This is a genomic window from Kitasatospora sp. NPDC005751 (genome assembly GCF_040630835.1).
In the GTDB taxonomy this organism is placed as follows: Bacteria; Actinomycetota; Actinomycetes; order Streptomycetales; family Streptomycetaceae; genus Kitasatospora.
The window spans coordinates 1-1,225 of the sequence record NZ_JBEXYC010000165.1 but is presented as its reverse complement, the minus strand read 5'-3'; the positions used below and the strand labels follow the sequence as shown (position 1 = coordinate 1,225).

The 1,225-nt window shown below is 69.7% G+C and carries 1 pseudogene; it reads left to right on the top strand.

Going from position 1 to position 1,225, the window contains the following annotated elements:
• Positions 1–978, top strand: a pseudogene (locus tag ABZ497_RS36820) (hypothetical protein); the annotation flags it as partial.
• Positions 979–1,225 lie beyond the last annotated feature (247 nt).

The following is a 1,225-nucleotide window of genomic DNA, read 5'->3' as shown; positions in this document are numbered from 1 at the left end:
ATCGCCTCCCGCTCCTGGCAGGGCGGCTGCTTCGGCAGCACCGAAACCCGCACCGGCGCCACCAACACCCGCGTCGACGACCTCACCGCCTGGGTGAAGGAGCTGCGGTTCCGCACCGCGGACGTGCAGGCGGGTACGCATGTGCAGATCGTCGGCTCCGACGATGCCCTGTCGGACTCGGTCGCGGACTACAACGCCGGCCGCTGGACCCGCACCTGGACCCCGATGGGCGACAGCCGGCTCCTCAAGGTCGACAGCGTCGCCATCGGTGACGTCGTCCACGTCTTCGCGGTCGCCGGCGACGGTCACGTCTACGGCCGTGACGGCCGGGTGGGCGGCACCTGGGGCAACTGGAACGAGGTCCCCGGCGGCGCCTCGGGCGTCAAGGACATCTCCGTCAGTGCCCGTGGCAACCTCGCCGACCTGATGATCATCGGCAGCGACGGCTCGCTGTACGCGACCACCGGGAACTACGACACCGGTGCCTGGAACCCGTACTGGGACAAGATCGGTGACAACCACCTGAAGGCCGTCACCAGCGCGTACTACAACAACTCCACCCACGTCTTCGTCATCAACGAGGACGACAAGGTGTACACCCGCGCCGCGGACTACGGCGTCGGGTGGAGCGACTGGGCCGAGCTGCCCGGCAGCCTGCCGAACGTGAAGTCGATCAGCGCCAGCACCCACGGCGCCACGATCGACCTGGCGATCGCCGGTGCCAACGCCTTCTACACCACCAGCGGTCACTACGACACCGGCTACTGGGACCCGCAGTGGGCCAAGATCAGTGACAACCGCCTGAAGGCCGTCACCAGCAGCACCTCCAACAACGTCGTCCACGTCTACGCCGTGAACGAGGACGACAAGGTGTACGGCATCGACGCCGACTACAACGCCGGCCGCTGGACCAGCTGGGACGAGGTCCCCGGCGGCGCCGGCGGCGTCAAGGCCATCACCGCCACCAGCACCAACTGACCTCGCGTCACCTCGCCTGACCCGGTGGGGTGAGTGATCGGACCGATCACTCACCCCACCGCTCCTACCTGCTCCATTCCGATCCCAGGGGGGCCTCCATGCCCAGCACCACCACGGCCCGCACCCGCCGCGCGGGGGCGCTCGCCGCCGCGACCGCCGTCGTCGGCGCGCTCGCCACCTTCTCCGCCGCGCCCGCCGGGGCCGTCGTCGGTGACCCGGCGTCGGACGGCGCGTACGCCTACACCGC